The following is a 24,856-nucleotide window of genomic DNA, read 5'->3' as shown; positions in this document are numbered from 1 at the left end:
TTAAGTCGCAGGAGTTTGATAGGTAATGCGTAAATATTTAAAATGGTCATTCAGCGTGGTAATTACAGTAAGTATATTGTTAGTTGCAGCTACAACTACGATAAGTGCAAAAGAAGAGGAAGCGCTTTTAGCACAATCCCATTTAAAGAAAAAAGCAGAATTCTCAAGTTATGAACTGCCGGAAGTGTTAGCACGATTTTCATATGTATCTGATTTTCAATTTGAGTATCCTGATGCTGTACGTGGTATTTATGTGACTGGAAATTCTGCAGGGGGAAGTCGCATGGAAACGTTAATAGATCTTATTGATTCAACAGATTTGAATGCGATGGTAGTTGATATAAAAGAAGATAATGGATATGTGACATATAAGCCTGAGGAAGAGTTACCATACGAAGGAGTTGCACAGAATCTCATAAAGGATCCAAAAGAATTATTAAAAACACTTGAGGAGAAACAAATCTACCCGATAGCACGAGTTGTAGTATTTAAAGATTCAGTTTTAGCGAAAGCAAGACCAGATTTATCCTTTACAGAAAATGGTGAAGTATGGGCAAATAGTAAAGGTGAATCATTTGTAAGTCCATTCCAACAAGAAGTGTGGGAATATAATCTTGACATTGCTAAAAGAGCAGCTGAGCTCGGTTTTAAAGAAATTCAGTTTGACTATGTGAGATTCCCAGAAGGTTTTGAAAAACGTGATAAGGAATTAGAATATGATCAAGGGGAATATGAAGATGTTGATCTTGACGATATTAAAAAAAGAGTAGAAGCTGTGACAGATTTTGTTGCATATGCAAGAGAAGAATTAGCACCCTACAACGTAGATGTCTCGGTTGATATATTCGGCTATGCGGCAACGATCGAAGAAACACCAGGAATTGGGCAAAACTTTTCAAGAATTGCAGATAATGTTGATGTCATTTCATCAATGATTTACCCAAGTCATTGGACACCTTACTTTGGCATTGACTTTCCTGATAAAGAACCATATCGGTTAGTGAATGAATATGCCAAGGTAGAAAATGAAGTATTAGGTGCATTAGACAATCCGCCTGTATCCAGACCATGGATTCAAGATTTTGAAGCACCATGGCTATATAGTGGTCCAACTTTCCAATATGGTGTGGAAGAAGTCGAAGCACAAATAAGAGCTTTAAATGAGAATGGTATTGATGAATTTTTAATATGGAATGCTGGAAATACCTATACAGAAGGAGTAGATTATACCCCATTAGACTAGCCGCGCATAGTATGAGGTCTTTTCTATAAATAAATGAATATTATTATTTTAACGATTAAATATAGCATATATGGGAATAATGAAATTGATTTATGCATAAATCGATGAATCTATGAAGGGGAGTCGAGTCTTTGAATTGGTATGAGAAATTAAATCAATATTTTCCTGTGGAGGAAATGAAGTCAAAGCAACATATGGAATTACTTTTGAAAGAAAAGGGGGACGTCTATTATAAAGATGAAGGACCACATCACGTATTAATGTATGCTGAGTTCCCCACTTTTCTTTTTATCGACTATGTATATGTATCAAAGGATGCACGTGGTCAAGGAATTGGCCATCAACTTATCGAAAAACTGAAGAAAAAAAATAAACCAATTATTTTAGAGGTTGAACCATATGATTACCAGGATAGTGATTCAACAAAAAGGTTACGCTTTTATCAACGAGAAGGCTTTAAACATGCGGTATCAATTGGTTATACAAGAAAATCATTAGCAACAGATGAGGCAAATAAACTTGAAATATTATATTGGTCGCCATCAGGAGAAAATGAACAAGAAATCTATGCAAAGATGAAAAAAATGTACGAAGATATCCATACGTATAAGGATCAAGAAATTTACGGTAAATCTTATCAACCTGTCGATGAAGTACTAACATATGACCAGGATAAAGGTACGGTTAATATCTTTGAAGCATTAGATAAACAAGAGGATGAAAAAAAAAATTAACAATCTGAAAAAAATGTGTTTATGGATAAAATGGGAGGGTATACTTTTTATATAAAAGATATGTAAAAAGTGAAGAAAAACACATAATACCCTATCATTCAGCTACAAGATATAGTATACTTAGTACATAGATGATAGATTAAAGTTATTTTAAAGTAATAAAAGATGTAAGTGACAAGCATCTAATTTATAAATTCCATTTTGAGGAGTGAAGTTACATGGTAACACTTTATACCTCGCCAAGTTGCACATCATGTCGTAAAGCGAAAGCATGGTTAGAGGAACACGATATTCCATATAAAGAGCGCAACATATTCTCAGAACCATTAACGCTTGATGAGATTAAAGAAATTTTACGAATGACGGAAGACGGAACAGATGAGATTATTTCTACTCGTTCGAAAGTATTCCAGAAATTAAATGTAAACTTGGATCAATTGCCATTAAAAGATTTATTTCAACTGATTCAAGATAATCCTGGATTATTAAGAAGACCTATTATTCTCGATGAGAAAAGACTTCAAGTTGGATATAATGAAGACGAAATTCGTCGCTTCTTGCCACGTACGGTTCGTACATTCCAACTAAGAGAAGCACAAAAAATGGTAAACTAAAATGGAAAAGCAGATCTTACTTTTAGATCTGCTTTTTTGTTAAAAACAAACAGTAACACGGTAGGTGTGCTTTAAAAGCTAGGTGATTTCCCGATGTGTGCTGTTATTGCTAATTGACGAATGATCATGTTATTTTTTCATGAATTGAAGCAATTAACTAGTGACAAATAGGGTATAATAAGCTACAATCTATAATTAATACATTATTGTAAGATCTTTTAAATTTTTTAGGTATTTATGTTTTCAAATATGCAGTAATTATCATACAATAGAGGTAACATCCTTAAAAGGATGACCAAAGGGTATATATATAATAAGGGTTTAGATAGATGAACAGTGATCCCTTCCAACCCAATCACTTAAATAAGAAGGGAGAGTTAAAGGATGGAAATAGAAAGAATAAATGAAAATACAATTAAATTTTACATCTCTTATATGGACATTGAAGACCGTGGCTTTGACCGAGAAGAAATTTGGTATAATCGGGAGAAGAGTGAACAACTTTTCTGGCAAGTAATGGATGAAGTCAATTACAACGAAGAAGATTTCCAAATTGATGGTCCGTTATGGATTCAAGTGCAAGCTCTTGAAAAAGGGTTAGAAATTGTGGTAACTAAAGCGCAAATTTCTAAAGATGGTCAAAACCTTCAGCTACCGACTGAATCAGGTAAGACGCTTGATATGCCAGTAGACGATAAGATTGAATCACTTTTAGAAGAGAAGTTCGGTCCAACAGAGAAAGAAGTACCAGAAATGGAACACCAATACGGTCAAGATTTTGTCGTGGTGGTAAACTTCAAAGAATTAGAGGATATTATTCAATTAAGTCATGTGTTTGAATCGTCTATAGGAATGCGAGATGAATTATATTACTACAATAACCAGTACATGTTGATTACCAGATTTGATGAAGAATATTTGACAGATGATGAACAAGAAGATTTAATTAGTCAAATTTTGGAATTTGGTCAGGAATCAACCGTTACTGTATTTGTTGTAGAAGAATACGGTAAAGTCATCTTTGAAGAAGATGCATTGGCACAAGTCAGTGAACACTTTTCACGATAACTAAGCGTCAGTAATGATGCTTAGTTTTTTTGTATCCATTTCCAAATAAAAGTGGTGGTTATACAGACGTTTAGCACTGTGATAAAGAGATAATTGAATTGGTTCCTTCTTCCTAAAGAAAAATATAAATTGTCAGATCAGCATATAATAGAATTACTGTCATTATTATAAAACATATGCATTTATTTCGTATATCGAAATATTGTGGTATGATATAACCTATATGCAAAAATAGAAAGAAGGAAAAGAATGAATAACGACATAGAGATAAAACGTATTCCCTTGATGATTGTATTAATGTCAGGTGCGTTTGTAGCAATATTAAATCAAACCTTACTAGGAACAGCATTACCACATATTATGGCAGATTTAGAAATCGACGCAGCTACTGCGCAGTGGTTACAATCGATTTTTATGCTTGTTAATGGGATTATGATTCCAGTTACCGCATTTTTGATTGAACGTTTCACAACAAGAGCACTATTTCTAACGGCAATGGGGAGCTTTGCTCTCGGTACATTAGTTGCAGCAGTAGCTCCAGTTTTTTCCGTGTTATTGGTAGGAAGAGTCCTACAAGCCGCTGGTGCCGGTATTATGATGCCGTTAATGCAGACAATTATGTTTTTAATTTATCCAATTGAAAAGCGTGGAACCGCAATGGGGCTATTTGGTATGATTATTGCTTTTGCACCAGCGATTGGTCCAACACTTTCAGGATGGTTAGTCGAAAATTTTCCATGGAGAAGCTTATTTTATGTCGTCTTACCGATTGCAATTATTGATTTAATTGTGGCCAATAAGATCTTAGTTAACGTAACGAAACAGACTTTTCCAAAGGTAGATGTTACATCCATTATTTTATCCACTCTAGGTTTTGGTGGAATTCTGTATGGATTTAGTATGGCTGGGGATGTTAATCATGGCTGGTTAAGTGCAATGGTACTAATTCCGCTCATTATCGGAGCCATAACATTATATTTCTTTATCCAGCGTCAATTTCGATTGGAAAAACCAATTTTGGAATTTCGCATTTTTAAGTATAATATGTTCACATTAACGACTGGAATCGGCATGGTCTCCTTTTTAGCGATGATAGGAGGAGCGATAATCCTGCCAATAATGATGCAAGATTATTTAGGATTTACTGCCTTAGAATCTGGCTTAGCATTATTGCCAGGTGCCATTTTAATGGGATTAATGAACCCTGTTACAGGCCGGTTATTCGACAAGTTCGGTGCTAAATGGTTAGCGGTGATCGGCTTAGGAATAATGAGTGTCACCACTTTCTTATTCGCCATTTTAACACCAGAGACAAGCTTTGCTTATATTACAACAGTGAATGCAATTAGGATGTTTAGTATTTCCATGGTGATGATGCCGGTAACTACTGCTGGATTGAATCAATTACCAAACGATGTAATACCTCATGGTACAGCAATGAATAACACGATGCGTCAAATGTCAGGAGCGCTTGGTACAGCATTACTTGTTTCGGTTATGATGACACAAGCGATTCCATCAGAAGGAATAGCTGGTATGCTCCATGGTGTTAATATTTCATTTTTAGTTGCTGGCATTATTTCGATAGTCGGGTTTGTTTTAGCGTTCTTTATCAAAAATACAATCCCTGGAAAACCAGTATCGTAATGCAGGAGAAATCACCTTTATGTAGAATAATATCTATATGGAGGTGATTGTTATTTTACAAGCTTTAAACCAAACAGGCGAACTGATAGCTATTTGGAAAATGAATCGAGATGAAATTAGCCAAAAGAAGGAAGAAATATTTTATTGTCCAGAGTGTAAAGAACGATTACTCATAAAAGCCGGATTAAAGAATACTCCACATTTTGCCCACTACCCTAAAAGTAAGTGCACTCTTTCAGGTGAAGGAAGTTATCATGAAAATGGAAAAAAAGACATATATCTTTGGCTAAAAGAACAAGGGCATTTGGTGGAATTAGAGTATTACTTACCCAATATTAAGCAAAGAGCTGATATCTACCTTGAAATAAATGGAAAAAGAATTGCAATTGAATATCAGTGTGCGCCAATTTCTACTTTAGAAATTTGTCAAAGGACTAAAGGATATCAATCCATTGGTGTTATCCCTATCTGGATTCTTGGTGCCAATAAATTGAAAAGAAATGGCGCCCACTCTCTTAGCATTACCTCCAACAATCTAGCCTTCTTACACAAATTCCATTCGTCATTACCGATAAGCCAATATTATTACTGTTCCAATACTAAAAGTTGGATTATCTATCAAGACATGATTTTCTTGTCGAAAACAAAGACATACGGGTCATTACATATATCTTCGCTACCAGCACTTAAGTGGCAGGATCTATTTCGACCAAGATATCGAAATAAAGATTTGTTTCATCATTATTGGCAACAATATAAAAAGAAATGGCGATATCGTCCTGTTCCTCAGACCCACCGTGAGGAGATAAATTGGCGCAAATGGTTATATCTGCATCATTTCAATACCCAGTCCTTACCTTCCTTTAGCTATCTTCCCATCACTACTCAATATCAGATGAAAACAGCCCCATGGATATGGCAATCCAAACTCTACATTGAGCTGCTGCTAAAAAAAGATTATTTCACCATCAATCAAGCGAAATACCTTCTTCGTGCTCATTATCATCCTTCTACACACTTTCCTTTAATCCTCTCAGTAAATGATCCTGTTTGTGAATATTTAAAGTTGTTAGTGCGTATAGGTATTTTAAGAGATGTCTCTGCAACCAAATACCAAGTAAATCGTACTACTTGTATGAACAACAGGTAAATACGTTATAATAAGGTAACGATGAGAAAGAAGGAGGAATAAAAATGGCAAAGTCTCAGAAAGCATTACCGAAACGTGAAGAAATACCAGTTGAATTAACATGGAGATTAGAGGATATTTTTCCAACAGACGAACAGTGGGAGAAAGAATGGGAAGAGGTAAAAGGGTTATTACCTAAATTTGATGATTTTCAAGGGAAGTTAAAGGATGGCGCAGAGAAAGTATATCAATTGTTACAATTACAAGATAAAGTTTCAGATCGATTGAGTAAGCTTTATACATACGCGCATATGCGTTATGATCAGGATACGACTAACTCTTTCTATCAAGCAATGAATGGAAAAGCGGAAAATTTAATTACCCTGGCTTCCAGTAAGATGAGTTTTATTACACCTGAGATCTTAAAACTCGATGAGGAAACGTTAGCACAATATTTGAAGGAGCATAAAGAATTAAATTTATACAAACATACTTTAGATGAAATTAATCGTCAGCGGCCACATGTTTTATCAGAAAAAGAAGAAGCACTATTAGCCGAAGCATCTGAAGTGACAGATAGCGCATCACAAACATTTAGTATGCTTAACAATGCAGATCTAACGTTCCCAGCTGTAGAAGATGAAGACGGAAACGAAGTCGATTTAACACATGGTCGCTATATTAATTTCCTTGAGTCAAAGGATCAACGTGTTCGACATGATGCTTTTAAAGCAATGTATGAGACATATGGTAATTTAAAGAATACATTTGCTTCGACGTTACAAGGTGCTATCAAAAAAGATAATTTTTATGCTAAAATCCGTAATTATGATTCAGCAAGGCAAGCTGCATTAAATAAAAATAATATTCCAGAGAAAGTATATGATAATCTAATTGAGGCTATCCATGAAGGACTACCATTACTTCAACGATATGTAGCATTAAGGAAAAAGGTTTTAGATGTAGATGAATTACACATGTATGACTTGTATACTCCATTAGTTAAAGATGTGGATATGACATTTACTTATGACCAAGCACAAGAAACAGTGATAGAAGCGTTAAAACCTTTAGGGGAAGATTATTTAAATGTCATGAAAAGAGCATTTAGTGATCGTTGGATTGATGTGGAGGAAAACAAAGGAAAACGCAGTGGCGCATATTCTTCCGGATCATACAGTACTAACCCATATATTTTAATGAATTGGCAAGATAATCTAAATAATTTATTTACACTGGCACACGAGCTTGGCCACTCCATGCATAGCTATTATACACATGAACATCAACCATACCGTTATGGGAACTATTCCATTTTTGTTGCAGAGGTTGCTTCAACTTGTAATGAAGCGTTACTAAATAATTATTTAGTAGAGAAAACGGATGATCCAAAAGAAAAATTATTTTTACTTAATCACTTTTTAGAAGGCTTCCGTGGCACTGTGTTCAGACAGACAATGTTTGCTGAATTTGAGCATAACATTCATGTACTGGCACAGGATGGGGAAGCACTTACGGCAGACCGTTTAACGGAATTGTATTATAATTTGAATAAAAAGTATTTTGGGCATGATCTCGTTGTAGATGAAGAGATTGGATTAGAATGGGCTCGTATTCCACATTTCTACTACAATTATTATGTATATCAATATGCAACAGGATATGCTGCAGCACAATCACTAGCCGCTCAAATTTTAGAAGAAAAAGAGCCAGCAGTAGAACGTTACCTCGGATACTTGAAAGCAGGAAGCAGTGACTATCCAATCGAAGTATTGAAAAAGGCTGGTGTTGATATGACGGAGAAAACGCCGATTACTAATGCATTAAAGGTATTTGAGGAAAAGTTAGATGAAATGGAAAAATTATTAGATCAGGCTAATTAAAATATTTAGGATAACAAAAAGGCCACTTCATCTGGTGGCCTTTTGGAATCCTTTGAATTGTCTTCTATCACGCATAAAGTATATCGTCATGTAAATAGTTACAAATAATAGTGGAATGGTAATATAAAGCGGAATCATACGCATTAATCCGAAAATATTAAGGATAAACGCAAAAAGCGGCAGTATAAATAGTAATACTTTCATGATGATCACCTCTCAATATGCCTAATATATCCTGTGTTTCAACTTATTACATATTATGCAACCTCCACTAAGTATAGAAGTGTGACACTTTTGTGAATTTGTGCACAAACATATTGTCAATGAGCTTCATGCTTGATATAGTGAAGATAAGTTAAACAAACAACCCCTTTGTTTGACCTGAAACTTTCTCCCATCCCTTATCTAGTAATAGGATAAGAAAAGAGGGCATGTTCTGTAACATGCCCTCTTTTCTATTTAGAATATTTCCAGAAATAACCAAACTTTACCGGTACTTTTTCTACTAGTTGCTTCAACTGTAACTTTTTCATTTCCTTTTCAGCTTTTTCTATAGACCAGTCATAGACAACCGCTATTTCTTTTGTTCCCACAAAATCATAATGTGATAAGAAATCGAGTAATTTAGGCTTTTTTGCTGGAAGTGGTTCTTTTTGTAGCATTTGCTTCAAAACCTTGACATAAATTTCGTAGGGATAGATACCGGAAATTTTTAATCCATCATCGTCTTCTGATTCATTAAAGAAAACCATTGTCGGGATATATTCTACGTCCATTTCTTTCGTGATTTTCAAGTCACATTGCAAAGCCTTTTTGGAAGATTGAGAGTACAGATCTTCTCGAAATTCCTCTATATCCAAGTGGACTTTTTTAGCACATTCCAATAATACTTCCTCTTGTGAAATATTTTGTTTTTCTAAAAAGGCAAGTTCCTGTAATTTTCGCAAAAATCGCTTACCAGCTTTTTTACCTTGCAATTCTGCCGCTTTTATTGCAATGGAAGCAAGCCAAGGGTAATGAATAGGGTTTTCAATCCAAAGATCTCCATCACAGCTCATGCCTGTACGGCTTGCTGTTTTTTCCCATATATCCTTTAATTTACGTGGCTTTTCAAATATATCTTTATGCAAATTGGTCAATTGTCCACTTAGAATCGTTCTTATTGTAAAAAAACGGCCGTATTCAATCGTGAGCTTCTTTATATACGGTTCTAAAGACCAACATTCTGGGCAAAGTGGATCAATAAAAACATAAATTTCAATTGGCTTTTTTAAGATATCGATAAAGTGATAATGTGCTGTTTGGTTACGATCTTGAGGTTGCCAAGACCCGGCAGAATTCCAATTCACAATGATTCTCCTTTCTCTTCAGGCGTATTCATCATGTGATTGGCTGTAAGGGTTAGCCGATCAAACATTGCACTTCGAAATGGCTCTTGGATGTTTGCTTCTTCGAGTGCACCCTCCATACAGGAAAGCCATGCGTCTCTCCGTGTTGGTGTAATAGGAAAGCGTAAATGACGCTTTCTCATCATAGGATGCCCATGTTCTTGTATATATAACGGTGGACCACCAAAAAATTGTGTTAAAAATTGTTTTTGTTTTCTTGCCACTTCGGTAAAGTCTTCTGGGAAAATTGGAATTAGATCAGGATGTTCCGATACTCGTGCGTAAAAAGCTTCCACTAATTGATCAATCGTTTCTTGCCCACCTATCGCTTCATAAATGGAGCTTACTTCTTCTCTCATATTCCTCCAAACCTTTCATTCATGTTTCTAAATAGTTCTCTCTTTATGTGACTATATTGTAACAGTGTTTACATGGAACTAGCAAATTATGTGTTTTGGTAGTTTAATCCTTTTCATAACAAGTGTTTATCTGTTATTGAACAGATAACAAGAAAGCGTTTCCTTGTTTTATAGTGTATGATAAAACCGTTCAATCTTATTCGCAGTTTTTCTTTTTGGGATATGATGAGCCGTTAATAGCTCTTGAAAAACTTTTCTTCCATGTTGTTCGCTTTCTGCTTCTAATTCTAATTCATAATCTGTATAGCCATTATAGTGACTCTTATCGAGAACAACAGTTGTATGGTTACAATTACATTCAAGCCGATAAGTTTCCAGCATTCCACCATATTTTAAATCTTGGATATCAATACGCAAAGAATTTAGTGCAGTTCCTATTTCTTCCTTCCAACAAATTTGTCCATCTATCCACCGTTGTGCTTCTTTAGATGTTAGATGACAATGGGTCTCCAATAAACCCGGACCATCTGGATTCGGTTGTTTTAATGTTAATTGGAATTGCCCTTCTTTTTCTCTAATTCGAAGTGCTGAATGCTGTTTTTTTAACTGGAAATCTGCTGTTTCAAAGTAGTGGTTTTTTTGTCTTGTTTCTATTAGACCATAGGTGCAAAAATGTTGTACTAATTGCTGATATTCATTTTCTGTTAGTAAATTTTTAAATTCGATTTCGATTTCTTGTGCCATATTGTCCATCCCTTCATGCTACTATATTTTGAATTATTTAAAGGAAAAAAGCAAAGAATTTGATAACTTAATGCAAAGGAGGGTACGGATGATGGGCACTGTCACAAATGGCAAAGATTACTTATTTATCAGGATATATGATAAAATATAATCTGATAATGTTAACATAGGTGGTGCAAGACATGAATTGGAGAAACTTCTTGGCACCTTATGCACAGGTGGTTGAGGAATTAAAAGTAAAACTAAAAGGTATGCGATCTCAATTTGAATATGAGTCCAGTCACTCACCGATTGAATTTGTGACGGCTAGAGTAAAACCAATTTCAAGCATAAAGGATAAAATGAGAAGAAAAAATATACATATTGATCATATAGATGAGGAATTACAGGATATTGCAGGTGTTCGTGTTGTTTGTCAATTTGTTGATGACATATATGATATCGTCGAGCGATTGAAGTCACGTAATGATTTTGAGGTGATCGAAGAGCGAGATTATATTAATCATAAAAAAGAAAGTGGCTATCGTTCGTATCACTTGATTATTTCCTATCCTGTAGAAACGATTCACGGAGAACAGAAAATTATTGCTGAAATTCAGATTCGTACCTTAGCAATGAATTTTTGGGCAACAAATGAGCATTCACTTAATTATAAATACGAGGGCCAAATTCCAGAAAAGATTAGAGCAAGGCTTAAGCGTGCAGCAGAGGCAGCATTTAAATTAGATGAAGAAATGGCCAAGATAAAAGATGAAATCCAAGAGGCGCAACGAATTTTTAAAACAAACAAAGATAATAATGATAAGTAACGGAGGAGGATAACATGCGCTTTGCAATCCTGTCGAGAAGTGACAATAAATCAGAAGTGATCAAGTCACGAATGAAGCAATATTTAGCAGAATTTTCACTTGTATATGATGAAGAGAAACCAGAGCTTGTTATTTCAGTTGGTGGGGATGGAACGTTTCTGGAAGCTTTTCATACGTATAAACACCGATTAAAGGAAACGGCCTTTATTGGAGTTCACACTGGTCATTTAGGCTTTTATGCAGATTGGGTTCCTGAGGAAGTAGAGAAGTTAATTATTGAAATTGCAAAGAAACCATTTGAAGTGGTGGAATATCCGCTGCTTGATATAAAAATCTACCCAGTTAATAGTGATCAGAATAAACAATTCGTTGCATTGAATGAGGTTTCCGTAAAGTCCTCAGAAGGTACGGTTGCAATGGATGTTCATATTAAAGGTGCTCATTTTGAACGCTTTCGTGGTGATGGATTATGTGTATCAACACCATCTGGAAGTACTGCGTACAATAAAGCATTAGGTGGAGCAATTATACATCCATCTCTCAACGCATTACAAATTACAGAGATGGCATCAATTAATAATCGTGTATATCGTACAATTGGTTCTCCATTAATTTTACCGAAACATCACGTCTGTGAGCTATTACCGTTATATCATGACAGAAATTTCCTCATTACCGTTGACCATTATACGGAAATGTACGATAATATTGATCGCATCGAATGTCGTGTTTCGGATGAAAAAATCCGTTTTGCTCGCTTTAGAGCCTTTCCTTTTTGGAAAAGAGTACACGATTCCTTCATCTCTGATGAAAGATCATAATAATTGTAGGTGGAATAATTGAAATGGAAAGTAAATAAGCAGCACGAGGGCTTATTATTACGAGATTATTTATTACAAGTCAGGGGACTATCAAGAAGAATTTTAACTTCTGTAAAATTTGAGGGTGGTAAACTGTTAGTCAACGATAAAAGTGTAACTGTGCGTTATCAACTGGCGGAGAATGATGTGATCGAGGTGATATTTCCACCAGAAAGAAGAAGTGAATTATTAGTCCCTGAACCGATACCGATTAATATTGTTTATGAAGATGATGATGTCGTAGTGGTCAATAAACCACCGTATATGGCGACAATTCCGTCCAATCATCATCCTAGACATACACTTGCCAATGGAATTGTTGATCATTATAATCAACATAAAGTGCCGTACACGGTACACGTTGTTACAAGGCTGGATCGAGATACATCTGGCTTGTTATTAGTTGCCAAACATCGTTACAGCCATTCCATCCTTTTTCAGAACCAGAAGGAAGGAAGAGTGAATAGAAGCTATCAAGCAATTGTTTCTGGTCAACTTAAGGAGAAGAAAGGAATACTTGACTATCCGATTGATAGATCACCTAATTCGATTATCAAAAGGATGGTTGCTTCTACCGGAAAAAGAGCTGTAACGCATTATCAGGTAAAAGAAGTCCTTGAGAATGTGTCATTAGTGGAAATTAATTTAGAAACTGGAAGGACCCATCAAATTCGCGTTCATTTTTCCTTCATTGGTCATCCATTAATTGGTGATAGTTTATATGACGGAGATAGTACTAAATTACAACGACAAGCTTTACACTGTCATAAACTTGGCTTTCATCATCCACTTACAAAGCAACGAATGGAATTTGAAATCCCCCTTGCAGAAGATTTAGCAGAAGTCTGGCAACAATTAAAAAAGAACTGACAAATCTGAAAAGGAAGCGCACTGTTTGTCGTAAAAGTCGAGATAAACGTTGAGAGTATGACTTGTATCCGTTCAGAAGTATACGTGCTCCTTTTACTCCTTACACACTGCGCTTTTCTTCTCAACATCATGATCATGGTTAAAAATTAGTAATATCTAAACTTTTCCTCTACAAATGGTAAAGTAGATGGGACGCTAACTATTTTTTCTTCCGGTAAGGAGAAGGCCGTTAGTTTATTGCCAAATACACAACCAGTATCAATATTAACCGTTTGATTGACAAATCTTGGTTCTATAACTGGGGTGTGTCCATATACGATCCATTTGTCACCATCATAATCCTTAGCCCAATCTCTACGAACGGGTCTGCCATCAGGATGCTTTTCGCCGGTAATATCCCCATATAAGACAAATGTTTTCACCTTCTTATCATGTCGACCGATATATTTTTCAGGTATCCCTGCATGAGCTATGATAGTATGTAACTCTTTTATTACATGATATAAAGGAGCACTTTCATACAAAGTTATCATCATTTCTTTTATTTCTTTTTTTGCTTGTGTAGAAAGTTGTTGGTATTCCGCAACTGTTGTTTCCAATCCATGTTGTTGCTTCACGTTATTCCCAAGAAAATAACGATATAATTTGTCACAGTGATTACCTGGTACATAATAGCCGATTTTCTGTTCGACGACAATCTGATAGACAACACGAATAACATCGAGGGAACGTGGCCCTCGATCTGTTAAGTCCCCTACAAAAGCAAGCTTACGTCCTTCTGGATGATGGAATAGACCGTTATCCGATTGATATCCTAATTGTTTTAGCAGTAATTGTAGCTCCTGATAGCATCCATGAATATCACCAATAATATCAAGTTTCATCGAAATGACTCCTATCTGTTAATCTAAAGAAGAAAGAAGAGGTATGTTTAGTTTTGATAGTTTTTCCCCTTACTTCATTTTTTATGATTCATCAAACATATAGGTTTTTATACGATAAAAAATACTCATGACAATACCAATAGCAATCATATAGGTAAGTGTTGAACTCCCCCCATAACTAATAAATGGTAATGGTAACCCAGTGATAGGGAGTAATTGGATTGACATCCCGATATTTTGAAATACTTGATAGGTAAACATACCAATAATTCCAGTAACCATATAACTAGCAAACGGATCTTTACATTTCAACGCAATGTATATTAATCGGTAGATAAGTAAGAAGTATACAAGGATTACAATACTGGAACCGAAGAATCCAAATTGTTCAGCGATAGCAGTAAAAATCATGTCTGTATGGTATTCAGGAATTCGGTGTGCCATTTCAAAACTGCCGATCCCTTTTCCAGATAATTGTCCTGAACCAATTGCAAGCATTGCACGAACAACTTGATAGGCACCGCCCTGACTATGCTCTTCAGGTATCAGCCATCCTTGAAAACGACTAACCACATGGTCCAAATTATTGTCATAGAAGAATTGATTCATTTCCTCTGTATAGGTTAAGTATAGGTATATAACTGTTACGAAACTGATGAGAAAAGTCCCTGTTATCGTTAGGATAATACGCCACTTGATCCCTGACACTAACACCATACATGCAGTAATAGCTGCTAATACAAGTACACCACCAAGATCAGGCTGCTGTGCAAGGAAAATAATTGGTATAAGGGCGATGATACCCATTTTACATAATAACCAAAGATCCATTTTGATTGTATGCTCAGGATATTTCTCATTATGTGCCACCATGATATGAGCCAAAAAAATAATCAGAAATACTTTCATGAATTCTGCTGGTTGAATCGTCCCCAGAACCGGAAACTCGAACCATCCCCAAGCACCATTAACTTCTTTAGCAATACCAGGTGGGAAATGGAAATAAAGCATAATAAGGGATAAAACACCCATTCCATAAAGTAACCAGGATACTTGCCGTAAGCGATCATAATCAAACATCATAATAATTGCAACCGCCATTGAACCGGCAATATACCAGACAATTTGTTTTAGATACATATTTTGATAGAGTGGATTCTGACTTAAATGCGAGTCCAGCGTATATAAGGTAAAGATACTAATAATGGCTAGTGAAATAATGATTAGTAGTAATGAATAATCGAGTTTAACATTTGAGGTTTTTTCCGACATAATTGATAGAACCTTTCTTTCTTGAAAAATATAATCTATTCCTAGTATAGTGTATAAATAGCTTTTTGAGAATACAAATCATTTTTTTCCTTTATTATTGTAACATCTTCTCTTTTAAATGAATGTAAAATTAACGTTTTTTCATAGAAGATATGTTATTCTTTTAACATCCTGATGTATGAAATGTACAGAAGTGTGACAGGGGGGCTGGAATAATGGAACATCTAGAACAACATGAGCGCATGGAAATGTGGGAAAAGATACAGAAGGCTTTAGTCAATGAACAGATTGACCAATTTCGGGCGGAATTTTTAGAATTGCATCCTTATGACCAAGCAAAGATTTTTGAAGACCAGGATGAAGATATCCGTTTTTTAGTCTATTCTTACCTATCCCCAGAAGAAATGGCTGAAGTAATAGAACAGGTTGATCGAGACTTAGTTGCATCATTTATCACTGAGATGGTTCCAAGGTTTGCAACGAAAATAATGGAACATATGTCTACAGATGATGCGGTAGATATATTAAATGAATTAGATAAAAATAAAGTGGCAAGTTTTTTAACGATAATGGACAAAAAGTCGTCGGATGAAATTAAAGAGTTGCTTCATTATGAAGAGAAAACAGCCGGAAGTATCATGACAACAGAATTTGTTGTGATTACGACCAAAATGACCGTGAAAGATGCGATGCGGCACTTAAGAAAAGAAGCACCTGATGCCGAAACGATATATTATATTTATGTTGTCGATTCCTTTAAAAAGCTTGTCGGTGTTATTTCATTGAGAGATTTAATCATTGCGGAAGGTGACTGGCTCATTCAAGATGTAATGAGCGAGCGAGTTGTATCCGTACCAGTTGGAGAAGACCAAGAGGACATTGCCCAAATGATGCGTGACTACGATTTTCTTGCACTTCCAGTAGTTGATTTTCAGGATCATCTTTTAGGAATCATCACAGTCGATGATATTATGGACGTTATGGATGAAGAAGCTAGTGATGATTATTCCAAGTTAGCGGGTATATCAGATGTTGAAAGTAGTGGGGATACAGCTATTTCTTCTGCAAAAAAAAGATTACCATGGTTAATCGCTCTATTATTCCTTGGTATGATTACTGCCAGTATTATAACCCGCTTTGAAGCGGCTTTAGAAGAAGTAGCCATTTTGGCAGCTTTTATTCCATTGATTGCTGGTATGGCAGGAAATACAGGAACACAAGCGCTGGCGGTTGCAGTTAGAAGTATTTCAACAGGAGAGCTAGAAAAAAAAGGCAAGGTTAAAGTAATTTGGAGGGAAACGAAGACAGGACTAATTACAGGTTTTTGTTGTGGGATTATTATTATCTTACTTATTAGCTTATTATATAATCAAGTATTTTTAGGAATAATCGTAGGAATTTCATTGATGGCTACTCTATTAATAGCAACTATATCTGGAGCTTTTGTTCCTATGATAATGGACCGCTTTAATATTGATCCTGCAGTAGCATCCGGACCATTTATCACTACGTTAAATGATTTAATTTCCATTTTTATCTATTTTGGCTTGGCAACTGCGTTTATGAGCTTCTTAGTCTAAGGAGAAGGGAGTGCTGTAGAAATGGAGCATGGTGAATCTATCAGTTCACTGGTTATTGTCATTATCGCAGCATTTTTAACACCGATTCTGTTACACAGATTGCGATTAAAAATGATCCCTGTGGTAGTAGCAGAGATCATAGTCGGTTTAATTATCGGGTATAGTGGTTTTAATCTTGTGGAAGAAAGTAATTGGCTCGAAACTTTATCTACTTTAGGTTTTATTTTCTTAATGTTTTTAAGCGGTTTGGAAATAGATTTTTCTATTTTTTCTACTAAAAAACAACAAAAAAACCAAAAGAAAACTAATAAAAAGATGCCGAACCCAATTTTATTAGCTAGTCTTGTTTTTGGCGGTATTTTAGCTTTGTCATTTATACTTTCTTATTTTTTCGTTTTACTAGGGTTTATCGATAATGTTTACTTAATGACGTTAATTATTTCCACGATCTCACTAGGGGTGGTTGTTCCTACCTTAAAAGAAGCACAAGCGATGCAGACGACCGTGGGACAAACTATCTTATTAATTGCGGTTATTGCGGATCTCGTTACGATGATACTGTTAGCAGTATTTGTTTCCTTCTATAGTGAAGAATCCGGTAATATGTGGTTACTACTAATTCTATTTGGTGCTGGTGTGCTGTTGTATTTCGTCGGTAAGCATTTCCGTAATCAGTCCTTTATTGAAACAATGTCTAAAGGTACGATTCAAATTGGGACAAGGGCAGTGTTTACGTTAATTATTTTTCTAGTTGCCTTATCTGAATCAGTAGGTGCTGAAAATATTCTTGGTGCCTTTTTAGCTGGTGCCTTAGTATCCTTGCTAGCCCCAAACCAAGAATTAGTACAAAAATTGGACAGTTTTGGATATGGTTTTTTAATTCCGATTTTCTTCGTGATGGTTGGGGTGGAATTGGATTTATGGGCACTTTTTGAGGAACCAAAAGTACTAGCATTGATTCCGTTACTATTTATCGCACTGCTCATTTCAAAAGTCATTCCAGTTGCTTTCTTGAAAAAGTGGTATGATACCAAGACAGTTATTGCAGCAAGTATGCTGTTAACATCAACCTTATCTTTAGTCATTGCTGCTGCGACGATCGGGGAGCGGTTAGAAATTATTACAAGTGAAATGCATGGAGCTTTGGTTCTAGTTGCTGTCTTGTCCTGTTTAATTACACCGGCATTTTTCAAGAAATATTATGTAAATCAAGAAGAGGCAGACTATCAGCAAACCATTTCTTTCATAGGTAACAATCAGGCAACTATTCCTGTTGTACGTGAATTGGATCCGAAAGAATTTGAGACACACTTATTCCATACGAGACAGGAAAAAGTAGAAGAAAAACAACGTCGGTCTATTTTTGATATTAACGAGCTCGATAATTATGATCTGCAAACCTTAAAAGAAGCGGGTGTATTTGACCATGATATAGTAGTGGTCTCTACTGGGGATGAGTATAAGAATGAAGAGATTGCTATTTATGCTAAAGAGTACGGCGTAGAAAGAGTAATAGCTCGTAGTGAAATAGCCTCTATCGAAAAAAGACTGCAGGAAATGGGGATAGATGTTTTCTCTGTATTACTGTCTTCTAAAACACTTTTGAAGGCATTAATTGAGTCACCAAATGTTGTCAATATCTTTACGCAACAGGACAATGCACTGTATGAGATTAACATGAATAATGCTAATTATGAAGGCACGCTTTTACGAGAGTTTCCATTTACAGGAGATGTAATCATGGTCCGCATTTTCCGTGGTAAGGATTCCATTGTTCCACATGGTGACACAGAATTGAGATTACATGACCGATTAGTCGTGACAGGGTCAACTGAATATGTTGACGAACTACAACAATTATTAGAGTATGTTTAGAAACAGCCTCGTTCCATCGTGAGCGGGGATTTTCTTTACTAAAAACAAAACAAATATTTTTAAAATGATTTTTTGATAAGATAGTGCGTATTGGCAGAGAGAAGTAATACGTTTTGTCTGTACATAGTAGATCTGTTATATTGAAAGAAAGAGGTGCTATGTATGCAAAGAATTATTTTATTTGATGGAATCTGCAATTTTTGTAGTAGCAGCGTACAGTTTATTATAAAGAGAGATCCCGCTCGAAAATTCCACTTCGCATCATTACAAAGTGAAATTGGCCAACAATTAGTAGATCGACATCAAGTTTCTCAAGATTTGGATAGTCTAGTTCTGTTGGAGAAAGGTCGTGTTTATACAAAGTCCTCTGCTGTATTAAGAATTGCGAAAGAGCTTAAAGGAGGTTATCGCCTCTTCGCTATTTTTCTCATTATACCAAAACCAATTCGTGATTTTCTCTATAACATTTTTGCCAACAACCGTTATCGTTGGTTTGGTAAGAAAGAACAATGTATGATACCAAAGCCGGAAGATAAACAACGCTTTTTGGATTCGTAAAGAGATTGGAACGTAACCTATTTTCTTCACATCCAATACGAACGATGTAATACGTATTATTGCGCAATATTGGGGATACTTTTCACTAACTTACGTCTTATGATATCGAGTGCAAAGCATATGCTCTGGCTGATTGTTACGCAACGATAGCCTCTCAAAAATTACGACGAAGCAACAGAAGTTAGTGCGTAGTATGTTCCTAATAACCTAATAAATAGGAAAATCCAAACGATTTCAAGGTCTATTTGAATAATCGTTTGGATTTGTTTGTATTATAAATTTCTGTTGTCCCAGTTCTTCTTTTGCTTAACTCTGTTCTCTTTTTTTTCTTTTTAATGTATACAACCGTGCTTCTTCTCTAAATGCTTTAAATATCGAGATGATCACCATGATCATGATAATAGCAAAAGGGAAGGCCGCAATGATAGAGGCTGTTTGTAATGCTTGTAACCCACCTTGCCACAATAATACAGCAGCTGTACCAGATTGTACAATACCCCATGCAACTTTTACCTTAATATCAGGGTTCAAATCTCCATTCGTTGTTTGCATACCAAGAACAAAAGTTGCAGAGTCAGCTGAGGTAATGAAGAAGGTACTAATAAGTAATACGGCTAATATCGACATAATTAAACTTAATGGAAAGTTTTCCAATACGGTAAACAGTGCCGCTTCAGAGCCGGCTTCGTTCATGATATTGTAAATGTTTATATTTTCGTTCATTTCTAGGTGAATAGCTGAACCACCGAATACACTAAACCACAGTGCACCGAAAAGTGTTGGTACTAACAAGACACCAATTACAAATTCTCTCACTGTACGTCCACGGGATACACGTGCAATAAACATTCCAACGAAAGGTGCCCAAGCAATCCACCATGCCCAGTAGAAAATGGTCCAATCCTCTAACCAGTTTGCATTATCCTCATTAAATGGAGCCATACGGAAACTCATTTCAGGCAGATTTGAAATATAAGAACCTAATGTCGTTGTAAAAAAATTCATAATGAAGTTCGTCGGACCGGTAAATAATAGGAAAAACATTAATAGAAATGCAACGACAATATTCGTTGTACTTAGAAATTTAATTCCTTTATTTAATCCCGTTAACGCAGAAAGCATAAATAAGACTGTTACTGCTACAATAATGATGAGCTGTGTCTCGATCGTATTAGAAATAGTGTTGGTAATAAATTCTAAACCACTACCGATTTGTTGTGCACCAAGGCCTAATGAAGTAGCCACCCCAAACACAGTAGCAAATACAGCAATAACATTAATTAATGTCCCATAGCCACCATTCATTCTGTCCCCGTAAAGCGGCTTTAAGGTACTGCTTATTAAGCCAGGTTCATCTTTTCTGAATTGAAAATAGGCTAAAGCAAGTGCTAATGTCGCGTAAACTGCCCATGGATGAAAACCCCAGTGGAAGAAACTATGCTGCATAGCCACTCGTGCTGCTTCTTCATCTGTTTCTGTCGGGAATGGCGGATCGTGCAAATGCCAAACAGGCTCTGCTGCCCCCCAAAAGACAAGACCAATTCCCATACCAGCACTAAATAGCATACCGAACCAAGTTAAATAATTATATTCAGGCTTGTCTCCGTCTTTTCCAAGTACAATGTTTCCATACTTAGAAACAATTAAAAATATCGCAAAAATAACAAAAGCAGTCGTTACTAATAAATAGAACCAGCCAAAACGTGTGACAAGAAAACTTTGAATTAGTGTAGTGACGTTATCGAGGTTCCAAACAGGTAATACATTGCTAGGAACAATTCCCCATATAATAAACAGCAGTGAAATAGCAAGAGAAATGTAAAAAACCTTTGTAACCTTTTTCATTCTAACATCCTTTCCCAATTATAGTTTTGTGTATGAGTGCACAATATAATCTTCCCTTTACTGTTAAAAACTATTCACCTTTCATTACACAACGTGTCGGATTTTATCAAATATTCGTGGAGGAATTCAAGTAATATGATTCTTCTATACAAAAAAACTCTTCCAGCTTTTATCACTGGAAGAGCATAAAGGATGATTAGAACAAGGAAACAGCAGGTAAACAAGTAATTGCGCAGAAGCAATTTAAGTCTACAGTTATACAAATACCTGTACGCACTAAATCATCTACTTTTTCGTTGTCTAATTGCTCACAAGGATCGCCGCAAGCTTTGTCATCATTGTCGAATACTAAGAGTTCTAATATTGCACAGCAGTCATCATCATCGACTTCGTTTACACGGAAAATGAAGCTACTGAAGCATTCGAAACGGCCATCACTGATCTCCGTACCAAAACCTTTAAAAGGCTTGCCTTTCTTATCATATAAGATAAAAGGTACTGTATCTAAGCCGTTACCTCTAACAGGTGATACCAAATCCTGGATAGATCTTGCACAGCTCACATCACATTCCATTTCTACAACATTTTCTTGTGCATCAGCAATTGCGCGGACAACATCACATACACAGTTTTCTCCACTTACGTCTAAAACATCATCGCGACAGTCGTCTTTTCTGCCCATATAATCATTCCTCCATTTTTAAGACTATTTCATTAACAATAACAATCTATGTGAAAATGATATATGTGTATGGACACTTGCCATGATTTTCAGATAAATATCATTATATTTTCACCATTAATAGGCAAATGACATATGATAGTTGTATAGAGAAGGAGGTTGTAAAGATGGACTCCCTTAACCGGAAAAATCAGATCCCAAAACTTTATATAACACAGCCCAAAATAACAGAACCTAACCGAACGATGCAATCCCACTTTCATTCTGCTGTTAAACATACAAAAAGTGAGACAAAGGATTACCCAAAAGGAAGTAAAAAAAGAAACAAAAGAAACAAACCTGTAGATAGTTTCGACGAAGAAAAGACATCTGAAAAAAAGAAGTTTAAAGATATGACACTGAAAGAGAAGGTTATGCATTTTGCTAAGATGCCTTTTCATGCTCCAAGAGTAAAATGTCAGGTAGTTACAGAAAGAAAAACATATATAGGAATTATTACTGATTATCATCAAGATATGGTTGTGATGAGGGTTGCGAGCAAAAATCAGCCAGTCTCCATTCCTTTTAAACAAATTTCCGAGATAAATCTGGTAGGGTTTTAACTGGACATTTGACACTAAATTTTCACTTTTGCATAAGATATAATGACCCAATACAACATAGTGAATTCCATCTAAAAGGGAAACAAGGAGTGAAGAACGTGTCAGATAAAAAGAAAGTGATTTATGTGAAGGATTTAGTAATTAAAGCTGACAATGTCAGAATAGAACCAACTCGTCGCCACGATCCATTCTTTGGACCACGTGGAGTCGAAGAAGAAGAAGAATTGCTTGAAAAAGATGCCGTCGAAGAAACTGCAGACGATAAAGATGATGACGACAAAGAAAAAGAAGAACGTCCGCCGTTTTCATGGATCTAACAATAAAACAGATAGCTTTATCGGAGAGCTATCTGTTTTATTTGGCTAGAAAAGCTGACAATTTCGGTGATAGATAATATCCACATGATAGGTAAAATGGAAGCCGCAACAATTTTTTGGATTAATGAACAAAAATAGGATTCATTTATCCAAAATAGGGGTATAGAATATAAAGAAAGCATGAAAGGGGAGACGGAAAATGGGATACATTATACCAGTTGAAAATTATCAGTATCAGCAATACCATAATCGTGTGAAGCAAGAAAAAAGCGACCCGTTTCCAATTGAGAAGCTATACCCGATCCAATTAGCTATGCATGATCGTAAGCAACAAACGAAAGAAGAGACAAAAAAAGTAAAAAGTGACGTCCAAAAACAGAAAAAAAGGAAGCGCAAACAAGTATTGGAGCATGAGAGTAATGTTGAGCAGACTATATATGCAGAAGTCACGGGAAAAGGCGTAAATTTTGAGGCTAGCGTATAGTTTATAAGAATGAGTCTGATTGAGATGTAGAAATAAACAGATAGAAATTCAAACAAAAAAGGAGTTCAGTTTGGTTTTTTACATTTTAATTCAATCCAAACTAAACTACTTTTGCTTCTCTGTCAATATTCTTGCACATATAAATTCTTGCCTATTTCATACTCAGCGTAAAACACTTCTTTCGCTGAAGTAATTTTCTGTTTTTTTAACTCTTCATTTAACCAATTTTCGTCTTTACCAATTTCATTTAAGCTATCCCAAATAATTTCACCATCATTAATAAGCATAAATGGAAGTACGACCTGTTCGGGTGGAAGGTTTAAGTCATCACGTGTAGTAGGTTGATATCCCGTTTTCTTTAGGACGGATACCGTACCGTCCGTTTCCAGTATTGCATAGTCTACTTCTCTAATCGAGAACACATCTTTAGATCGTAATAAATGTAAAAGCTGGTTCATATCAAGTCTGCCTTTTCTCATTTCTTCACGCTGTAGCTTTCCTTTGTGAATGATAATCGATGGACGACCTTCCAATAAAGCTCTCGTGCCTTTAAATTTTTGGGTTATCACTTCTGTTAAATATAATAATCCTCCCCATAACAAAACTGCAAAACCAATATCACTAATACCTACTTCTTTATCATAGAGTGCATTCCCTACTAATTCCCCAAGAATAAGTGCAGAGATAAAGTCAAATGCAGTGAGCTGTCTGATTTGTGTTTTGCCAAGCACTTTAGCTAAGATAAACAACATAAAAAAACCAAACAATGTCTCCACAAAAATTGAACCGTAATGCATCACTGTTTCTCCTATCTTTGTCAGAGTTTATCTTAGGATGTGTCAAAACCGTACAGTGCATACATCACTGAAGCGGTTAAAAATAAAATAGGGTTAAGGAATAATGGAGGAGGCCCTTGTTTTGATTGACTTTTTAAAATATAAAAAGCAAAAATGCCTGACGCATTTTTGCATAGAATGAAATTATAGTGATTTTGTCATTGTTACATGAGGAATTCCAGCATCCATAAATTCCCCAGATATCGTTTCATAACCAAGTGATTGATAAAATGCTTCTGCCTGGGTTTGAGCATTTAACTTCGACTTTTTCATCCCTTTTTGTTTTGCGGCCTCTTCCATAAACAATAGAATATCTCTGCCAAATCCTTTGCCTCTTTGTGCTTTTATTACGCAAATACGTTCCATTTTTGCATAATCATTAACGAATCGCATTCTACTTGCTACGGCCGGCTTCTCATTTTGATACCCAATAAAATGTAATGCTTCATTTTCGAGATCATCAATTTCTAAATCTTCCGGAACTCCCTGTTCTTCCACAAAAACTTCGAAACGTACTTTATATGCATCCTGTAATTCTTGTTCGGTTTTTACCTCTTTTAACTTCATAGTTGA

The 24,856-nt window shown here is 35.6% G+C and carries 26 protein-coding genes; 16 read left to right on the top strand and 10 right to left on the bottom strand.

Features of this window, described 5'->3' with window-relative positions:
• Window positions 1-25: 25 nt before the first annotated feature.
• The 7 genes from ACTNEP_RS00775 to pepF all read left to right on the top strand — a co-directional run bounded on the left by ACTNEP_RS00775 (window position 26) and on the right by pepF (window position 8,318).
• Complete coding sequence (locus ACTNEP_RS00775; protein WP_441159635.1) at window positions 26-1,243, top strand: putative glycoside hydrolase; 1,218 nt, start codon at window positions 26-28, stop codon at window positions 1,241-1,243.
• A gap of 131 nt (window positions 1,244-1,374) precedes the next feature.
• Window positions 1,375-1,977: a GNAT family N-acetyltransferase gene (locus ACTNEP_RS00770; protein ID WP_441159634.1), complete on the top strand. Its 603-nt coding sequence runs from the start codon at window positions 1,375-1,377 to the stop codon at window positions 1,975-1,977.
• Between the two features lie 218 nt (window positions 1,978-2,195).
• Window positions 2,196-2,591, top strand: a complete 396-nt coding sequence (gene spxA, locus ACTNEP_RS00765) for a transcriptional regulator SpxA (protein WP_441159633.1) — start codon at window positions 2,196-2,198, stop codon at window positions 2,589-2,591.
• Between the two features lie 384 nt (window positions 2,592-2,975).
• Window positions 2,976-3,659: an adaptor protein MecA gene (gene mecA / locus ACTNEP_RS00760; protein WP_441159632.1), complete on the top strand. Its 684-nt coding sequence runs from the start codon at window positions 2,976-2,978 to the stop codon at window positions 3,657-3,659.
• A 249-nt stretch (window positions 3,660-3,908) separates the two neighbouring features.
• Window positions 3,909-5,306, top strand: coding sequence for a DHA2 family efflux MFS transporter permease subunit (locus tag ACTNEP_RS00755; RefSeq protein WP_441159631.1), 1,398 nt, complete (start codon window positions 3,909-3,911; stop codon window positions 5,304-5,306).
• 37 nt (window positions 5,307-5,343) lie between these two features.
• The gene (locus tag ACTNEP_RS00750; protein ID WP_441159630.1) at window positions 5,344-6,456 is read left to right on the top strand and encodes a competence protein CoiA; all 1,113 of its coding nucleotides are present in this window, start codon (window positions 5,344-5,346) and stop codon (window positions 6,454-6,456) included.
• Between the two features lie 44 nt (window positions 6,457-6,500).
• Window positions 6,501-8,318 (top strand): oligoendopeptidase F, encoded by a 1,818-nt coding sequence (gene pepF, locus ACTNEP_RS00745; protein WP_441159629.1) that lies wholly within the window; start codon window positions 6,501-6,503, stop codon window positions 8,316-8,318.
• A gap of 27 nt (window positions 8,319-8,345) precedes the next feature.
• Here the strand turns inward: pepF and ACTNEP_RS00740 are convergent, their stop codons facing one another.
• From ACTNEP_RS00740 to ACTNEP_RS00725, 4 genes are all read right to left on the bottom strand, one after another.
• A complete protein-coding gene (locus ACTNEP_RS00740) occupies window positions 8,346-8,522 on the bottom strand; it encodes a hypothetical protein (protein WP_441159628.1) in 177 nt (58 codons plus the stop codon).
• Window positions 8,523-8,773: 251 nt separating this feature from the next.
• Complete coding sequence (locus ACTNEP_RS00735) at window positions 8,774-9,667, bottom strand: ClpXP adapter SpxH family protein (protein ID WP_441159627.1); 894 nt, start codon at window positions 9,665-9,667, stop codon at window positions 8,774-8,776.
• Window positions 9,664-10,065: a globin domain-containing protein gene (locus tag ACTNEP_RS00730; protein ID WP_441159626.1), complete on the bottom strand. Its 402-nt coding sequence runs from the start codon at window positions 10,063-10,065 to the stop codon at window positions 9,664-9,666. Before ACTNEP_RS00730 ends, ACTNEP_RS00735 begins: the two co-directional genes overlap by 4 nt.
• Before the next feature lie 168 nt (window positions 10,066-10,233).
• Window positions 10,234-10,809, bottom strand: a complete 576-nt coding sequence (locus tag ACTNEP_RS00725) for a CYTH domain-containing protein (protein WP_441159625.1) — start codon at window positions 10,807-10,809, stop codon at window positions 10,234-10,236.
• A gap of 182 nt (window positions 10,810-10,991) precedes the next feature.
• Here ACTNEP_RS00725 and ACTNEP_RS00720 point away from each other — a divergent pair, with 182 nt between their 5' ends.
• Genes ACTNEP_RS00720 through ACTNEP_RS00710 form a run of 3 tightly spaced genes read left to right on the top strand, consistent with a single transcriptional unit; the run spans window position 10,992 to window position 13,348 of the window.
• Window positions 10,992-11,618 carry a GTP pyrophosphokinase gene (locus ACTNEP_RS00720; protein WP_441159624.1) on the top strand — a complete coding sequence of 209 codons (627 nt, stop codon included), beginning with the start codon at window positions 10,992-10,994 and terminating at the stop codon, window positions 11,616-11,618.
• Between the two features lie 14 nt (window positions 11,619-11,632).
• Complete coding sequence (locus ACTNEP_RS00715) at window positions 11,633-12,439, top strand: NAD kinase (protein ID WP_441159623.1); 807 nt, start codon at window positions 11,633-11,635, stop codon at window positions 12,437-12,439.
• 18 nt (window positions 12,440-12,457) lie between these two features.
• Window positions 12,458-13,348 carry an RluA family pseudouridine synthase gene (locus ACTNEP_RS00710; protein ID WP_441159622.1) on the top strand — a complete coding sequence of 297 codons (891 nt, stop codon included), beginning with the start codon at window positions 12,458-12,460 and terminating at the stop codon, window positions 13,346-13,348.
• Between the two features lie 146 nt (window positions 13,349-13,494).
• Here ACTNEP_RS00710 and prpE read toward each other — a convergent pair whose 3' ends face one another.
• Together prpE and ACTNEP_RS00700 are read right to left on the bottom strand one after the other, a co-directional pair.
• Window positions 13,495-14,232 (bottom strand): bis(5'-nucleosyl)-tetraphosphatase PrpE, encoded by a 738-nt coding sequence (gene prpE, locus ACTNEP_RS00705; protein WP_441159621.1) that lies wholly within the window; start codon window positions 14,230-14,232, stop codon window positions 13,495-13,497.
• A gap of 81 nt (window positions 14,233-14,313) precedes the next feature.
• Window positions 14,314-15,504 (bottom strand): FtsW/RodA/SpoVE family cell cycle protein, encoded by a 1,191-nt coding sequence (locus tag ACTNEP_RS00700; RefSeq protein WP_441159620.1) that lies wholly within the window; start codon window positions 15,502-15,504, stop codon window positions 14,314-14,316.
• 215 nt (window positions 15,505-15,719) lie between these two features.
• Between ACTNEP_RS00700 and mgtE the strand changes: the two genes are divergently transcribed.
• The 3 genes from mgtE (at window position 15,720) to ACTNEP_RS00685 (ending at window position 19,517) form a co-directional block, all read left to right on the top strand.
• Window positions 15,720-17,084, top strand: a complete 1,365-nt coding sequence (gene mgtE, locus ACTNEP_RS00695; RefSeq protein ID WP_441159619.1) for a magnesium transporter — start codon at window positions 15,720-15,722, stop codon at window positions 17,082-17,084.
• Between the two features lie 21 nt (window positions 17,085-17,105).
• Window positions 17,106-18,959 (top strand): monovalent cation:proton antiporter family protein, encoded by a 1,854-nt coding sequence (locus ACTNEP_RS00690; RefSeq protein WP_441159618.1) that lies wholly within the window; start codon window positions 17,106-17,108, stop codon window positions 18,957-18,959.
• A gap of 162 nt (window positions 18,960-19,121) precedes the next feature.
• Complete coding sequence (locus tag ACTNEP_RS00685) at window positions 19,122-19,517, top strand: thiol-disulfide oxidoreductase DCC family protein (protein ID WP_441159617.1); 396 nt, start codon at window positions 19,122-19,124, stop codon at window positions 19,515-19,517.
• Between the two features lie 306 nt (window positions 19,518-19,823).
• On the opposite strand, the gene ACTNEP_RS00680 is transcribed toward ACTNEP_RS00685, so the two are convergent.
• Window positions 19,824-21,362, bottom strand: coding sequence for a glycine betaine uptake BCCT transporter (locus ACTNEP_RS00680; RefSeq protein WP_441159616.1), 1,539 nt, complete (start codon window positions 21,360-21,362; stop codon window positions 19,824-19,826).
• Between the two features lie 196 nt (window positions 21,363-21,558).
• On the bottom strand, window positions 21,559-22,044 hold the full coding sequence (locus tag ACTNEP_RS00675; protein WP_441159615.1) for a CotY/CotZ family spore coat protein: 486 nt from the start codon (window positions 22,042-22,044) through the stop codon (window positions 21,559-21,561).
• Window positions 22,045-22,211: 167 nt separating this feature from the next.
• Here ACTNEP_RS00675 and ACTNEP_RS00670 point away from each other — a divergent pair, with 167 nt between their 5' ends.
• The 3 genes from ACTNEP_RS00670 (at window position 22,212) to ACTNEP_RS00660 (ending at window position 23,447) form a co-directional block, all read left to right on the top strand.
• Entirely contained in the window at window positions 22,212-22,646 is a 435-nt protein-coding gene (locus tag ACTNEP_RS00670) for a CotO family spore coat protein (RefSeq protein WP_441159614.1), read from the top strand.
• Between the two features lie 98 nt (window positions 22,647-22,744).
• On the top strand, window positions 22,745-22,963 hold the full coding sequence (locus ACTNEP_RS00665) for a hypothetical protein (protein ID WP_441159613.1): 219 nt from the start codon (window positions 22,745-22,747) through the stop codon (window positions 22,961-22,963).
• A 199-nt stretch (window positions 22,964-23,162) separates the two neighbouring features.
• On the top strand, window positions 23,163-23,447 hold the full coding sequence (locus ACTNEP_RS00660; protein ID WP_441159612.1) for a hypothetical protein: 285 nt from the start codon (window positions 23,163-23,165) through the stop codon (window positions 23,445-23,447).
• Between the two features lie 122 nt (window positions 23,448-23,569).
• Here the strand turns inward: ACTNEP_RS00660 and ACTNEP_RS00655 are convergent, their stop codons facing one another.
• Together ACTNEP_RS00655 and ACTNEP_RS00650 are read right to left on the bottom strand one after the other, a co-directional pair.
• A complete protein-coding gene (locus tag ACTNEP_RS00655) occupies window positions 23,570-24,244 on the bottom strand; it encodes a DUF421 domain-containing protein (RefSeq protein ID WP_441159611.1) in 675 nt (224 codons plus the stop codon).
• 183 nt (window positions 24,245-24,427) lie between these two features.
• Window positions 24,428-24,850, bottom strand: a complete 423-nt coding sequence (locus ACTNEP_RS00650; RefSeq protein ID WP_441159610.1) for a GNAT family N-acetyltransferase — start codon at window positions 24,848-24,850, stop codon at window positions 24,428-24,430.
• Between the last annotated feature and the right edge of the window lie 6 nt (window positions 24,851-24,856).

Source organism: Gracilibacillus sp. HCP3S3_G5_2 (assembly GCF_052063305.1).
In the GTDB taxonomy this organism is placed as follows: Bacteria; Bacillota; Bacilli; order Bacillales; family Amphibacillaceae; genus Gracilibacillus.
The sequence above is the reverse complement of the archived record's forward strand: the minus strand, read 5'-3'. Positions and strand labels throughout refer to the sequence as shown.